This is a genomic window from Neisseria mucosa (assembly GCA_003028315.1).
Taxonomy (GTDB): Bacteria; Pseudomonadota; Gammaproteobacteria; order Burkholderiales; family Neisseriaceae; genus Neisseria; species Neisseria mucosa.
Map to the genome: position 1 here is coordinate 2,547,367 of CP028150.1, position 12,684 is coordinate 2,560,050.

Here is a 12,684-nt window from a genome sequence, read left to right on the forward strand (position 1 = left end):
TAATGGCTAAATGCTTGAATTGATTAGGGAAGCTAAATCTTGAAGGGAGTCAATCCAAAAAGCGGGATGATATTCTGTACTAAAACTTCCAGGCGGGTGAATGTGGATATTACGCCCGGAGGGACGCAAGCCTATGGTAATCCAGCCCAAAGCGTTCGGCGCGATGAAGTCTTTGGAAAGGTTGTCGCCGATGTAGATGAAACAGTCTGCCTTGCCGGCATATTTGTCTTGTAAATAGCGGAAGCGTTTGCCGTCGGGCTTTTCCGAAGCGCAGGCTTCGGAGACGAGGATGTCGTCAAACAGGGAATACAGCCCCAAGGCTTCCAGTTTCAAGCGTTGGGTCAGGCTTCTGCCGTCGGTAATCAGTGCGCGTGCGGCGAAGGGCGCGGTCAGCTCGGACAGGAAATCATGCGGGGCATACGGCGTCAGCGTCGGGCGGTGCAGCCGGTATTGCCACAGAAGAACCTGTTTTTCCGATTCGTTGAAACCGCAGTGGCGGCACAACTTGTCCAGCCAGTCTTTGCCGTCGGGGTCGATACTGCGCCATAGGTCGTCTGAATCCCAATCGGGATACAGGGCGGCGACGGTATCGACGATCGCACGGATGCCGGAGAGCTTGTATTCGTATTCCGAGTACAGCGTATCGTCCAAGTCGAAGACAATGACGGCGGTTTCGGGATTAATCGTTTTCATGAACCAAGACCTTGGCATCGTAGCGCAGCATGATGAGGTTGTTTTCCCAGTCGTCTGAAAACGGGATTTCTTCGTTGCGGAAGTATTCGTGCATCAGCCAGCCTGGGTAATTGCCGCCTGCGGCATACGTCAGCGGGAAGCCGCCGCCGAAGCGGGGGTTGATTTCCACGCCGTAGAATTCGCCGGTTTCTTCGTTGCAGAAGAATTGCGCCGTAATGCAGCCGCGCGCGCCTTCCAATACCGCCATTTTTTCCAGCAGTGTTTGGTAGAGGCTGTTTTTGCGGGTAATGCCTTTGCTGACTTCGCCGGTACGCACTTCCAAGCGTTTTCGCGGGATGGCGCATTTCAGACGACCTTCATGGTCGTAATACATATCGACGGTAAACTCGAAAAATTCGTTTTCGATGTCGATAAGCTGGCAGAACATTAATTTGGGATCTGCCAATACTTCAGGTGTCAGATCGGCTGGTGTGTCAATCCGTTTGGCGCCGATGGCGCGGCTGCCGTCGTAAGGTTTGGCGAAGCAAGGGAAAACCAACTTCTCGCGGTCGTAAATTTCGGGCGAGCGTATGCCGTAGCGGGCAAACAGGTCGGCGGTTTTACGTTTATCGCGGCATCGCGCAATAAAGTCCGCATCGGAAACGATGATGTGGATACCTGCCGCTTCGAAGCGGCCGCGTTCGTTTGCCAGTTTTTGCAGTTCGGTGTCTATGGTGGGGATGATTAAACCGATGTTTTCTCGTACCGCCAGATCGAAGATGCTGTCGATATACGAATCCGAACTGATCAGCGGCACTTCGAACGAACCGTCCGAAACGTGGCAGGCGGAAGACATACGTGGTACCAAGTCCGTCGTCAAAATCTTGACATCGTCTGAAAACTTGGCGGCTTCGGTTTGAAAATCCTGTACCAATTCAACTCGTCTTCCTGCGGAAAGGATAAGTACGTTATTTTTTTTCATCTGAGTCATTCCCTGTGAAATACGGCATAGTGGCTTCTCCCTCAGCCGAAATGCCTTCTTTGATAAAGACTTTTTTGACCGTCAAAAACAGGATTTTCATATCCAGCCAAAAACTGTAATGGTCGATATACCAAATATCGTGTGCGAACTTTTCGTCCCACGAAAGCGCGTTGCGCCCGTTGACCTGCGCCCAACCGGTAACGCCGGGCCTCATTTCGTGGCGGCGGTTTTGAAATTCGTTGTAAAGCGGCAGGTAGCTCATCAACAGCGGTCTTGGGCCGACCAGGCTCATCTCTCCTTTTAGAACGTTCCAAAGCTCAGGAAGTTCGTCCAGGCTCGTCGCACGCAGTTTCTTGCCGAAAGGGGTCAGCCGCTCACTGTCGGGCAGCGGGTTGCCGTCTTTGTCGACCGCGTCGCGCATGGAGCGGAATTTGATCATTTTGAACGGTTTGCCGTCTTTGCCCGGACGCTCTTGGGTGAAGAACACGGGTTCGCCCAAGTTTTTGCGGATGAGGTATATCAAAATCAAAAATACGGGCGAGAGGAAAATCAGTCCTGAGGCGGAGGCGATGATGTCAAACAGGCGTTTGAAGAATTTACTCATGGGCTAATCTTTCAATCAGGTTGACGATTTTTTGATACGCCACGTCGCGCTTGAAGCGGCGGACGATTTCGTCGGATTGAACGGGGTCGTTTTTGCGCGCCAGAATGTCTTTGGCGGCTTGGACGAAGCTGTCCACGTCGCCGGAACGGTAGTCCGCGTGCGGCAGCAGGGTGAGGACTTCGGCAACTTCGTCGTTGACCTGGCTGTTTAAAATCGGTTTTTGCAATGCCATGTAGTCGGACAGTTTGTTGGTAATCGACTGCATGGCGTAGGAATGGATGGCGTTGACCGAGATGTCGCAGCCCTTGGCGACCGACATCATTTCGGCGTAGGGGATGTAGCCGTAAAACTTAATACCGTCGCAGGCGTATTGTTTGAGCCTGTCCAAATCGGGGCCGCCGCCCATGATGTGCAGCTCTACATTTTCGCCGTCGTCCAACAGTTTCCGAACGCCTTTGCACACGGTTTCCACGTCATAGCTGTAACTGAGCGTACCCAAATAGAAGAAACGGGTTTTGTCGTCGCCGAAGTCTTTTGCCGGCGCGGCATCGAGTTTCGGAAAATCCGCGCCGATATAGACGACTTCGCCGGGTACGTTCGGATTGGCTTCTTTGGCGCGGTCGAGGTAGGTCTGAGATACGGCGACCAGCGCGTCGGCGTAGCGGTAGGCACGGTTGGCGCGGGAGGAGAAGGGGAGCAGGTTGTGCGGGATTTTTTTCAAAAACGGCACGACCGAGGAGAAGGATTCCGGCCATACGTCCTGCACGTCGATAATCAGCTTGTAGCCCAAACGCGCTTTGTGTTCACCCAAGAGCAGATTGGTGGCAATCAGCGGGTAGGCGGAAAAGACGACGTCTTGCTCGCCCGGGCGGCAGTTGTTCAGCCATTGCTCAAAATGTTTGACGAACACATGATGGCTTTTGACGCGGTCCAGCGAGACGTTTTTGCCGTAGCCGCTCTCTTCCAGCAGCATGACTTTCAGACGACCTTGCGAGGCAGATTCGGCATCTTCAGGTCGTCTGAAAGATTTGTCGTAGTGTTTGAAATTGCTGGTAATCAGCAGCACGTCATGAGACTGCGACAACAGCTCGGCAAGATACCAGAAGCGGTTGAAATGCGGCTCGGACGGCAGCGAACAGTAGGGGGCGACGATGGTGATGTTCATATTTTCAGACGACCTCACATATCGTAAGCGGCCATTGTGGTGCGATAGATTTCATCATCGGAACACAAGGTCTCAACGTGTTTATGCAGGGCTTTGCCCATCTTTTCGCGTAACTCGGGCTGCTTGATGAGTTGATCGACGGCTTCGATAAAGGCTTCGTCTTCGCCGAAGGGGAAACAGTATCCGGTTTCGCCGGTAATGACCATTTCGGAAATGCCGCCCATGTTGTAGGTCACGACGGGCGTGTCGTAGAGGCCGGCTTCAAGGATGTTGTTGCCGACACCTGCGCCGTGGTCGCCGATACAGTGCGGCGTGTTCACCAAAATATCCACGTCTTTGAAATAGCCGGTCAAATCGCGTACGCCGCCGAGGAAGTTGACTTTATCGTCTATGCCCAGACGCTTCGCTTGCGCTTTCAGATTGTCCATCTCTTCGCCTATGCCCGCTACGTTCAGGCGTACGGGCATATCGCGGTCGACCATTTTCTTAAAGATGTCCAACATCACATGCACGGCGCGGACGGTGTCCAAGCGCGACAGCGTACCGAGCATGACGTAGTCTTTGGCGGTTTTTTCAGGAACGTAATCGGCTTTGTGCAGGGCGTTGTAGGTGTAAGTGATGCGGTTGGCGGGGAAGCCGTGGCGGATGAGTTTTTCCTGTTCGTGTCTGCAGTTGCCGATGATGTATACGCCCAGTTTGTCGAAAAGTTTGGCGATTTTCGGATAAGTTTCGGCATCCAAACCGCGCGCATGGTAGAACACTTTGGTTTTCGGCGAAGAGATTTTCGCCGCGATGGCACAGGCGGGAACGATGCGCGCCATTTGGCAGTGGACGATGTCGGGTTTTTCCTGTTTCAACATCTTCATGTAGGCGAACATGCCCTTGATGTAGCCCAAGATGCCGCCCTGATAAAAATCAATAGGACGCCATTGGATGCCCAAGGCTTGGGCTTCTTTGATGAGCGGGCCATCGGAAGAGGCAAGGACAACCTCGTGGCCGCGCTGCCTGAGCAACCGTCCTAAGCGGAAGGTCGCGTTTTCAGTGCCGCCGAGGCCGGACATGGAAGTAGTCAAAACAATTTTTTTCATATCGTGTTTTCTATCAAGGGGTGTATCGGTACGCGTTATACGCCGTATCGCGTTGCGGCAGGACGCTGTATAGGAAAATCAAAAAGCAGGGCAGCCAGATGAAGGGCATACGAAAAATGGTGGACGGGATAAAACCTGCCAAAAGGAACAATCCCATTGCTGCCAACCCAATGACGCGCTGCTTGCTTTTCATATTCCTGCCTGCGGCGACGCAGAAGAAATAGTATGCGGCATAGAACAAAAAAGCCGTCAGCGAAATCAGACCGAAACCGAGGTATAGCTCGATAAGGAAGCTGTGCGGGTTTTCAAACGCCAGGCTGTCGCTCAAGTGGCCGCCGAAATATTCTTGGAATTTTTTCGGACCATAGCCCAACAGCAGGAATGGCGGATGTTCCCAGAAATAGTTATAGATTTCCTGACGGTAGCCGACCGAATTGTCGCTTTCCAAATCAAACAGGAACAAATACAGGCGTGAGGAAATATTTTCCAAAAAGGCATTACCGTGCAGGGAGAGCAGGAAATCGGCAATGTACTGTTTCGGAATCATCGACAATCCTGCGCCTGTAACACCTATGGTCATCAGCGTAAACAGCCCGTTGTTACGGTAAATCAAGTTCAGGATAAACAAAATGATGTAACACAGGGTAGCGGTACGCGACGCGCTGGCAAAAATGACTACGCCCAAACATAAAAAAAGTATCAAGCCGAGCAAGTATTCTTTTTTACTGACATCAATATTGAAAAATACTAAAACGGCAGGCGCAAAACAGAGGGCGGTCGTGCCTAAGTTGTTAGGGTTAAAGAAGAAACCCTTAATAATCCCCGCATCAATGGCCAATACTTCATCTGCTTGAACGAATTGGATGCCGGTCAAAATCTCCACAGCGGGCGGGATGATGATAAATGCGCAGAAAAAAAGCAGCAGGTGGCGGATAAACGCCATCGGATTTTCATGTCGGCTCAATACCAGGTACAGCAGATAAAACAGGCTGGGTAGGGACAGGAAGAAAAACGTATCCATAATCCTGACCGAATCCAGCGTGGTAATAAACAGATGGATGCCGCCCCAACCGCACATGATGGCAAGCGCTGCCAACATCCTGCCTGCTTTGCCGTTGAACCGTTTGGACTCTAACGCAAAAATCAGTAGGGCGGTAGGCAGCAGCAGGATGGTCAGGGGGTTGTCGATACGCGGAATACCGGCTTTGTACGACAGCATCGGCCCCAGCATATAGGCGGTTGAAATCGTGTATATCAGCGTAATGTATAAAGTCTGTGTTTTGAGTTTCACTTTGTTTCCTGAGGTGGGACGGTTTCGGAAATATTATTATATGCAGAAACAATTTGTCTGACCGCAGAATCCGACTGAATGCGTCGGTAATGTATTGGGCGGTATATCGGTCGAAAAGTTTCAGTTCCGATGGTTTTGTGTCCGTCTGAAAACTGCCGCTTCCTTCGGATTATCTTTTCAGACGACTCTTGACAGCAGCTGCTGCCGAAATAAGGGACGACTTGCGACGCCATATCAGATAGGAGAGTCCTGCCAGCCAAAGCAAGGCGAACAACGGATAATTTTCCTTTGTGCCGAAATAGGTGTAGCTCAGGCAAAGCAGTACGCTCAAAGCGGTATTGGTATAAATTTTCAGCCGCGGCAGAGGACGCCACACCCTAGATGAAAATTCGGTTTTGATGATGCAAAACACCCAAAACGATATTGCGCTCGCTATGGCTGCACCACGCGCCCCCAAATGGGGAACCAGTAGCGACAGCAGACTGAAATTGATGGCAAAAGCGACAATGTTGACTGCTGTAATTAACCAAGTTCGTTTGACAACGTTCAATCCGATACCGCTGACTTCCGTAAGCGTATAAAACAGCGGATACAACATGCATGAGAGCAGCAAAAACTGTACCGGAGCGTATTTGTCGGGCAATATCCAAGTAACGACGGGCGAGAAAATGCCGATAAAACAAATCATCGCACTGATTAATTCGGTCATCGAAAGGGTGATGCCGCCGATTTTATCCAAATGGGTTTTGTCTTCCACCCATTTGAACACCAAAGGCGCCCAAATGGTTGAGAATACGCTTTGAAAAATCAGGGCAACCGCGCCGAAGCTGACCGCCATCGAGTAAATGCCAAGCTCATTCAAACCCGCCCACTGTTTGAGCGCAAAACGATCGATTGAGGTCAATCCCCAATAAGCCAAATTCCCGAATGCCAAGGGCAAACCGTAGCGCAGGCTTGCATGATGGGTTTCAGACGACCAAGGAGCGCGCGCAGCAGCGCGCAGTTCATGTCTGGTTTGGTATGTCAAAACGGCGACAGTCAATACTTGCGCCACGGTGTAGGCAAGGACAAGACTGACGGTATCAGTTTCGACACCGCTGAAAACGAATAACAAAACCAACGCCAAAATCAGGAATTTCGGTGTCAGCTGGCTGAGAGAAAAGGCGACGGCTTTTTCCTGCATCCTCAGTATTAGGGAGAGAAACCGCGCAAACAGGCAGGTCAGCAGGAAAATTAAAAACAGCAAGCCCAAGGTTTTATCTGGCAAATCAAAAATCAAATCTGCCGGCCAAGCCGTATTCCATACAAGCACCGCCAAAATCACGACAGTCGTCAAAACGAACGGCGACAGGCTGATGGATTTAAACAGGGACGCTTTATCTTTAGCGGCGTAATATTCGCGGATATACGCCTGATCCAAACCCAGCCCCAAAATCAGGATGGCCAGACCGGAGATGGTTTGCAGTAAGACGATACGGCCGATGTCTTCCGCAGGGTAGTACCATGAAATCAGCGGAAGCGAGAGGATGCCGAAAGCCGCGCTGCCTATCGGGCCTAAGGCATAACCGAGTATTTTTCTTATATTCATAAATAGGTGGGGTTTGTTGCCGCCAAGATTTTCAGACGACCTGAAAACGCAGCAGCATCATATAAATAAGGGCTTTCTTAGGTCGTCTGAAAACAAACGGTCTAAGAAAGCCGACTGCCTGCCGAGAGCTGTCGGCAAGCAGTCCGCCTCAATCATCAAAGGTGTTACGCTTTCACGACTTTCGGGTTTTTCGCAGGGAACTTGCCACGCGTATCGACAATCAGTTTGGCGTGTTCGGCAATCATGTCGTAGTCAAACTTGTCATGGTCGGTCGTCAGCACCACGCAGTCGTATTTCGCTATGGTTTCCGGCGTCAGCGGCTCGCTCTTCAGGTCGAAGTAGTGGTGGCCGGGGATGTATGGGAATTCAAGCACGTGCGGGTCAGAGTAGGAAATGTTTGCACCCAATTTGTGCAGGCGGTCCATCACTTCCACAGACGGACTTTCGCGCATGTCGTCCACGTTTTTCTTGTAGGCGATACCCAAAACCAAGATTTTGCTGTCTTTGATGGAACGGTTGTGTTCGTTCAAAGCCAGGCCCACTTTGCTGATGACGTAGTCGGGCATGTGGGAGTTCACTTCGCCTGCCAACTCGATGAAGCGGGTGTTCACGCCGTATTCGCGCGCTTTCCAAGTCAGGTAGAACGGGTCGATGGGGATGCAGTGACCGCCCAAGCCCGGACCGGGATAGTAGGCGACGAAGCCGAACGGTTTGGTTGCCGCGGCGGCGATGACTTCGTGAATATCGACATCCATTTTGTCGGCGACGATTTTCATCTCGTTCACCAAGCCGATGTTCACGGCGCGGTGGATGTTTTCCAGAAGCTTGGTCAGCTCGGCGGCTTTGGTGGAGCTTACCGGTACGACTTTGTCGATGGCAGGCTGGTACAGCGCGATACCGACTTCCAAACAAGCAGGGGTATGACCGCCGATGACTTTCGGGATGGTACGGGTTTCAAAATTCGGGTTGCCCGGGTCTTCGCGTTCCGGAGAGTACACCAAGAACACGTCTTTACCGACTTTCAAGCCGCCTTCTTCAACACGCGGCAGCAATTCTTCTTCGGTCGTGCCGGGGTAGGTGGTGGATTCCAAAGACAGCACTTGACCGGCGCGAAGGTAAGGTTTCACCGCGTCGGTAGTGTCGATAACAAAGCTCATATCCGGCTCGCGGTATTTGTTCAACGGAGTCGGTACGCACAAAATCACGGCTTCCACTTCGCCGATGCGGGAGAAGTCGGTGGTGGCTTCAAACAGGCTGTTTGAAGCGGCGGCGATTTTCTCGGCAGGAATATGCTCGATGTAGGTCTCGCCGTTGTTGAGTTTGTCGACTTTGGTTTTGTCGATGTCGAAGCCCAAAACCTGATAACCGATGTCCACATAACGGAGCATCAGAGGCAGGCCGACGTAGCCCAAGCCGACGATACCGATTTTGGCGGTTTTATCTGCAAATTTCTGAATGGTGGTATTTTTCATGATAGGTCTCATGTGATGGAAAACAAATAGACGCGACCTTATTGGATTCGCGTCGTGCCTGCCTGTGGGAGGCGGGCAGGTAAAGAGGTAGAGCTGTTCGCAAGTTTAGAGTAAAAGAGGAAAAAAAAGTTTTACGCTTCATGCAAAATATGGCATAGGTAAATACGATGGCATGTGTAAAATATGCATATATTATAAAACAATAATGACGCAATGCAATAAATCTTGTTGTTTTTAATGTGTATTATTTCTCTAGTTATAAAAATTTGCATCGTAAATACAAATGAGTGATAGGTGATGGATTCCAAAATATTTTCGTAAATTAACCAAGCTTAAGGATTTCATAAGGCACGGTCTAAAATTAAAAAGGTCGTCTGAAAACCTGATTTCCAAGGTTTTCAGACGACCTTTGCCCTAGACGGCGGTTAAGCGGCGGCAACGGTAAAGCGTTCAAACAAATGCGTTTTGTTTTCCGCGTCGTCGGCGATGGCGACTGCCAAATCCGCCACGCTGATGCCTGCCGGAATTTCACCGTCCATCAGCAAATCGTCTTTGCCCAAGCGGTATTTGCCGGTTTTGTCTTCGCTGAACCCGCCGTCCGCGCCCAGTCGTGCCGGAGGGGAAACGAAAGACCAGTTCACATCTCGGCGCGGCAGGAGTGCGGTCAATAAATGGCGTGCGGCATTGGCGCCGTCGTAAATGGCTTTGGGGAAGTCGGGCGTATCGACAACTTGCAAATCAGGTGCAACATACAGGCTGCCTGCGCCGCCAACGATTAAGAGATACGGCACTTGCGCCGTTTTTGCCGCTTCGACGATGCTGTTTGCGCCGCGTGTAAAATCCGCGCCGATATTGGGATTAGTCCAGCCGGGATTGAACGCGCTGACCACGGCGTCAAAGCCTGCCAGCTTGTCGGCAAAATCTGCCGCGTTCACGTCTGCGGAGACGGCGGCAACATTTTGCGCCTGGAACACTTTATCAGTATTGCGCGCGAAAGCGGTCACTTCATGACCGCGACCTGCCAATTCTTGAACCACTGCGTTGCCGACATAACCTGTTGCACCGATGACTGCGATTTTCATGTTTGACTCCTTGTTGAGATGTGATTAATTAGGTGAACGCATTGTAAGGTCGTCTGAAACGCTTGATAATCCCTGTTTTGCTGTTATGATTGTGAAGTTGAACTAAATAATAGAAATAGAATGCAAGACATCAAACCCCTACTCGTTTTCGCCGCCGTCCTCGAACACGGCAGCATGAACGCCGCCGCTGCCGCACTGGGCATGACCCCGTCTGCCGTCAGCCAGCACATCAACCGCCTCGAAACCCTGCACGGCATCAAGCTGTTAAACCGCAGCACGCGCAGCCTTGCGCCGACCGATGCCGGCCGCGCTTTGGGCGAATACTGCCGCCGCCTCGCCGCTACCCTCGCCGATACGCGTACCGTTATCGACAATCTGAAAACCGAACCTGTCGGCGAATTGCGTATCTCCCTAACGTCCAGCGTCATTAGTTCCCACGCTTTTCAGACGGCGTTTTCACGATTGCAAACCGAGTTTCCCAAAATCCGACCCGTCCTCAATTTCAGCGATACTTTGGACGACCTGCAACACAATCAGACCGACATCGCCATACGCGGCGGCGACCGCGCTTTGGACGATCCCAATCTGGTCGCGCGCCATCTCGTTACCTGGCCGTACACCATTTGCGCCGCACCCGATTACCTCGACCGCCATCCGCCCATCACCCATCCCTCGCAGCTTCACGCCCACCGCTGGCTGCACTTCCTGCCCGTGCGCACGACCTTGCAACACGGCGGCGAAAGCTATTTTCTCGACATCGCCGACAGCATTGCCTGCACGCATTTGGCCGCCGTGTGCAGCCTGACCGAAAGCGGTTTCGGTTTGTCTTTGCAAGTGGGCGGCGAAGTTCGGGAAAAAATCGCCCAAGGTTGTCTGAAAACCGTTTTGCCCGAATGGACGCTGCCGCCGGTCAGCCTCTATTTGGTTACGCCTTACCGCGTCCAGTCCGCCAAAACCGAAGCCGCCGTCCGTATCTTCACGGAAAGTTTCTCCAAGGAAGCAGACGCATGAGCGCGGAAAATTGGTGCGTTTACCTGATTTTGTGCGAAAACGGTGCGCTTTACTGCGGCATCAGCAACCGCCCGCAAGAGCGGTTCGCCGCCCACCTCGCCGGCAAAGGCGCGAAATACACGCGGCTGAACAAACCGACGGCGATGCGTATCGTTTCAGACGACCTCTCCAAAAGCGAGGCGCTGAAACGGGAAATCGCCATCAAAAAACTGACGGCAGGGAAGAAGAGGGAGTTGTGGGAAGCGGCGGCAGGAAATGCCTCCTCTGAGCGGTAGTGCGAATTTTATCCGAAGGCATATGGAAAAAAGGTCGGCTGAAAAACAGAATTCAGACGACCCCTATTTTCTGTAAATCGCTGAATTTAACATTCTTGAAAGATAAGTTGAAATTCTCTAACCGGCAGCATAGTATAATGCCCGCTTCCCGCAAATCTTGAGGCCGCCATGAAACCGATACCCTATATCCTTGCGGCTGCGCTCTGCCTCAGCAGCTCAGCCGTATCCGCAAATCCCGTTACCTATATCTGCAAAACCGCAAACGGCATTGTCTTTACCAACCAGAAAACCGGTGCCGAATGTACCATGTCCCATGTTGACGGCAGCGCGACCGTCAGCAGCGAAGAAGCCGACAGCGCTGTTCCCGAAACGGTCAACCTAAAAGAAGCCATCGGTCAGGCAGCTCCCGAAATCGACGACATTAAAATCCTTCCGCGTCCGGCAGTAAGCAGCGTAACCAACACCGCAGAAGCCGCCAATCCCCGCCTGGATGTGAAACTGCGCAACCAGCCGGATACCAAAGCCGTCAAAGCGCGTGCCGCAGAGATGAACCGCAAAGCCAAAATCCTTCCTGCGCCCGTTGTATCCGCACCTGCGAAGCCCCAAATGTCGCGTAAGCAAATCCTTCAAAAAGAAGTCCGCAACGAGCAGGCCGCACTCGCCCGCGCCCAATCCCAACTTGCTGCCGCCCGCCGTCAGGGGGATCAGGCAAAAATCAACCGCCTGACCCGTGATGTCAGCGACAGGCAGGCAAGCATCCGCGCCATGCAGAACGAAATGGGGCGTTGATTCTTTTTTATAGCTTTATTGCAATCCACCTTCAAAAGGTCGTCTGAAAAGTAGCGAAACCCGCTATGGATATTTCAGACGACCTTTTTGCATTGTTTTTCCTCATGCCTGTCGTCGAGGGTTTGAAAGACCGGAATGTAGCTTGGGCTATGCCCGCGAATGCAGTTGGCGGGGGGAAGGGAAGTTGTATTTCCTCAGGCCGGCGCACACCCTTGCTGCCAATTTCTTTCCTTGCGATAGAAGGCGGTAAGCGCAGGACGAAGGATTAATTCTACAAATCAATACCGTTGCAACAGCGTCTCAAATTTTTTTCTATATTTTCATTCAAATATAAATATCGTCTTAAACGACATATCCATAAATGCAATATGAGAGTTTGGCATGAGAATTGCAGGGTTTAGACATAATTCCACTTATAAAAGTAAATATGCGTTAAAAAATAAGAGAAACTTAAAGATTATCGGAGCTTATTTTGCATAAGCGGCAATTTGATGAAGTTTCTATACTATATCTACCGATATAGATATGTTCTAAAAATTGTACTTAAGTGACAATTAACGTCAACCTGGTTGATTTTCAATAATATATAAACAAAATGAATGAATGCCTGTCTCATAAAATCCGCGTGTGCCTGAAGAAGAAGATTTGGCGGCGGGACAGTGCGG

At 51.4% G+C, this 12,684-nt stretch carries 13 protein-coding genes; 4 read left to right on the forward strand and 9 right to left on the reverse strand.

What is annotated here, in order from left to right; genetic code table 11:
• Positions 1-6: 6 nt before the first annotated feature.
• From NM96_12955 to NM96_12995, 9 genes are all read right to left on the reverse strand, one after another.
• Positions 7-693, reverse strand: coding sequence for an HAD family hydrolase (locus NM96_12955; protein AVR80095.1), 687 nt, complete (start codon positions 691-693; stop codon positions 7-9).
• Entirely contained in the window at positions 680-1,654 is a 975-nt protein-coding gene (locus tag NM96_12960; GenBank protein ID AVR80096.1) for a carbamoyl phosphate synthase large subunit, read from the reverse strand. Before NM96_12960 ends, NM96_12955 begins: the two co-directional genes overlap by 14 nt.
• Entirely contained in the window at positions 1,641-2,258 is a 618-nt protein-coding gene (locus NM96_12965) for a sugar transferase (protein AVR80097.1), read from the reverse strand. Before NM96_12965 ends, NM96_12960 begins: the two co-directional genes overlap by 14 nt.
• Complete coding sequence (locus NM96_12970) at positions 2,251-3,423, reverse strand: hypothetical protein (protein ID AVR80098.1); 1,173 nt, start codon at positions 3,421-3,423, stop codon at positions 2,251-2,253. The genes NM96_12965 and NM96_12970 overlap by 8 nt, the downstream gene beginning before the upstream one ends.
• Positions 3,424-3,437: 14 nt before the next feature.
• On the reverse strand, positions 3,438-4,511 hold the full coding sequence (locus tag NM96_12975; GenBank protein AVR80099.1) for a hypothetical protein: 1,074 nt from the start codon (positions 4,509-4,511) through the stop codon (positions 3,438-3,440).
• A gap of 13 nt (positions 4,512-4,524) precedes the next feature.
• Positions 4,525-5,802 (reverse strand): hypothetical protein, encoded by a 1,278-nt coding sequence (locus NM96_12980; GenBank protein AVR80100.1) that lies wholly within the window; start codon positions 5,800-5,802, stop codon positions 4,525-4,527.
• A 169-nt stretch (positions 5,803-5,971) separates the two neighbouring features.
• Positions 5,972-7,390: a hypothetical protein gene (locus NM96_12985; GenBank protein ID AVR80101.1), complete on the reverse strand. Its 1,419-nt coding sequence runs from the start codon at positions 7,388-7,390 to the stop codon at positions 5,972-5,974.
• Positions 7,391-7,554: 164 nt separating this feature from the next.
• Positions 7,555-8,862, reverse strand: a complete 1,308-nt coding sequence (locus NM96_12990; protein AVR80102.1) for a nucleotide sugar dehydrogenase — start codon at positions 8,860-8,862, stop codon at positions 7,555-7,557.
• A gap of 425 nt (positions 8,863-9,287) precedes the next feature.
• The gene (locus NM96_12995; GenBank protein AVR80103.1) at positions 9,288-9,944 is read right to left on the reverse strand and encodes a histidine kinase; all 657 of its coding nucleotides are present in this window, start codon (positions 9,942-9,944) and stop codon (positions 9,288-9,290) included.
• Positions 9,945-10,064: 120 nt separating this feature from the next.
• Here NM96_12995 and NM96_13000 point away from each other — a divergent pair, with 120 nt between their 5' ends.
• The 4 genes from NM96_13000 to NM96_13015 all read left to right on the forward strand — a co-directional run bounded on the left by NM96_13000 (position 10,065) and on the right by NM96_13015 (position 12,288).
• Positions 10,065-10,955: a LysR family transcriptional regulator gene (locus NM96_13000; GenBank protein AVR80104.1), complete on the forward strand. Its 891-nt coding sequence runs from the start codon at positions 10,065-10,067 to the stop codon at positions 10,953-10,955.
• Positions 10,952-11,230 (forward strand): hypothetical protein, encoded by a 279-nt coding sequence (locus tag NM96_13005; protein ID AVR80105.1) that lies wholly within the window; start codon positions 10,952-10,954, stop codon positions 11,228-11,230. The genes NM96_13000 and NM96_13005 overlap by 4 nt, the downstream gene beginning before the upstream one ends.
• 168 nt (positions 11,231-11,398) lie before the next feature.
• On the forward strand, positions 11,399-12,019 hold the full coding sequence (locus NM96_13010) for a hypothetical protein (GenBank protein AVR80106.1): 621 nt from the start codon (positions 11,399-11,401) through the stop codon (positions 12,017-12,019).
• A gap of 65 nt (positions 12,020-12,084) precedes the next feature.
• Complete coding sequence (locus tag NM96_13015) at positions 12,085-12,288, forward strand: hypothetical protein (protein ID AVR80107.1); 204 nt, start codon at positions 12,085-12,087, stop codon at positions 12,286-12,288.
• The last annotated feature ends 396 nt before the right edge of the window (positions 12,289-12,684 follow it).

What these genes read in the sequence shown, in the direction of transcription:
- NM96_13000 (AVR80104.1), top strand. Translation starts at nt 10,065, where the DNA reads ATGCAAGACATCAAACCCCTACTCGTTTTCGCCGCCGTCCTCGAACAC.
- NM96_12975 (AVR80099.1), bottom strand. Translation starts at nt 4,511, where the DNA reads ATGAAAAAAATTGTTTTGACTACTTCCATGTCCGGCCTCGGCGGCACT.
- NM96_13010 (AVR80106.1), top strand. Translation starts at nt 11,399, where the DNA reads ATGAAACCGATACCCTATATCCTTGCGGCTGCGCTCTGCCTCAGCAGC.
- NM96_12955 (AVR80095.1), bottom strand. Translation starts at nt 693, where the DNA reads ATGAAAACGATTAATCCCGAAACCGCCGTCATTGTCTTCGACTTGGAC.
- NM96_12985 (AVR80101.1), bottom strand. Translation starts at nt 7,390, where the DNA reads ATGAATATAAGAAAAATACTCGGTTATGCCTTAGGCCCGATAGGCAGC.
- NM96_13015 (AVR80107.1), top strand. Translation starts at nt 12,085, where the DNA reads ATGGATATTTCAGACGACCTTTTTGCATTGTTTTTCCTCATGCCTGTC.
- NM96_12965 (AVR80097.1), bottom strand. Translation starts at nt 2,258, where the DNA reads ATGAGTAAATTCTTCAAACGCCTGTTTGACATCATCGCCTCCGCCTCA.
- NM96_12995 (AVR80103.1), bottom strand. Translation starts at nt 9,944, where the DNA reads ATGAAAATCGCAGTCATCGGTGCAACAGGTTATGTCGGCAACGCAGTG.
- NM96_13005 (AVR80105.1), top strand. Translation starts at nt 10,952, where the DNA reads ATGAGCGCGGAAAATTGGTGCGTTTACCTGATTTTGTGCGAAAACGGT.
- NM96_12960 (AVR80096.1), bottom strand. Translation starts at nt 1,654, where the DNA reads ATGAAAAAAAATAACGTACTTATCCTTTCCGCAGGAAGACGAGTTGAA.
- NM96_12970 (AVR80098.1), bottom strand. Translation starts at nt 3,423, where the DNA reads ATGAACATCACCATCGTCGCCCCCTACTGTTCGCTGCCGTCCGAGCCG.
- NM96_12990 (AVR80102.1), bottom strand. Translation starts at nt 8,862, where the DNA reads ATGAAAAATACCACCATTCAGAAATTTGCAGATAAAACCGCCAAAATC.